Origin of the sequence: Bacillus sp. AFS001701, from assembly GCF_002559405.1 — a bacterium.
Taxonomy (GTDB): domain Bacteria; phylum Bacillota; class Bacilli; order Bacillales; family Bacillaceae_G; genus Gottfriedia.
Map to the genome: position 1 here is coordinate 1 of NZ_NTZO01000497.1, position 1,136 is coordinate 1,136.

Below are 1,136 nucleotides of genomic sequence, written 5' to 3' on the forward strand. Positions count from 1 at the left end.
ACCTGGAAGTGATAGTAATATAATTAATTTACTAAAAAACGTAATATTTTTATTTAATAGTTTATTTATTGGCTTTTTGATAATATCTTTTGTTAGTTTTTTTGCTGTATTTTCATGAAGACTAGTCCCCTTTGTCGCATTTCCCGCACATATATCAAACAGCATCCTACATTTTATATTTAATATTCTTGCCTCTAAAACCTTATCGTAAGTCATAATATTTTTTTCACTAAAGAAACTATTTATTTCTTCTATTGCATCGAGTTGATCAAACTGTTTATTATTAAATCCTTTTCTTAAAGTACTTCCGTCACGCTGGATATAATAATATAAAGGTTCATCAACCGATACGATCTTATTAGACTTTAAAAATAATTTATATGTTGTAAAAACATCCTCATATATTTTTCCTATTGGATATCTGATATTATCAAACAATTCTTTTTTATAAAGCTTATCCCAAGCATAATCAAATAGAGATTTACTCCCAATTAATTCTTCCAATGCTTCCTCAGTATTATAATGAATGGTTTTTTTTGTATTGGTAAAAACTTCTCTATTTGAGTATTTTCTAATATGACCACACACCGCTATATCGCAATGTGTTTCTTTATATAAATTGTATAGCTTTTCATACATTTCTTCATTAATATAATCATCACCGTCAATAAAACCAATAAAGTCACCAGTTACTAAATCTAATCCTGCGTTTCTTGCAGAACTCAGTCCCCCATTTGGTTTATCAATCACTACAATTCTTTTATCGTTCTTTGCATAAAAATTAATTATATCTATCGTTTTATCAGTCGATCCATCATTTACAACGATTATTTCTAGGTTTTTATATGTTTGTGAAATAATAGATTTTAAACAATTTCCAATATAGTCTTCAATATTAAAAGCAGCTACTATTACACTTATTTTCATCTAAACCCTCTCTTTATGCTCAATAATTTTGCAAAAAACAATATGATAATGCTATTTTTTGTACTAATAATCCCTTTTAAAATATAAGTTAATGGATCAGGGGTACTGCAATTCTTTAAATATTTTTCCTCTTTTATCAATACGTTTTGTATAAATGCTAATTTTTCTTGCTTTGTGAACTGACAGGATTTTTTATATAAATCCATAAT

Annotated in this window: 2 protein-coding genes; both read right to left on the reverse strand. The window is 26.6% G+C overall.

Annotated elements, in window-relative coordinates; translation table 11 throughout:
- On the reverse strand, positions 1 to 927 hold a 927-nt coding region (locus tag CN514_RS21655), incomplete at its 3' end, for a glycosyltransferase family 2 protein (protein ID WP_098234353.1).
- Positions 924 to 1,136 (reverse strand): hypothetical protein (locus CN514_RS26225; protein WP_217993952.1); only part of this gene is annotated, 213 nt, incomplete at its 5' end. The genes CN514_RS21655 and CN514_RS26225, both read right to left, overlap by 4 nt.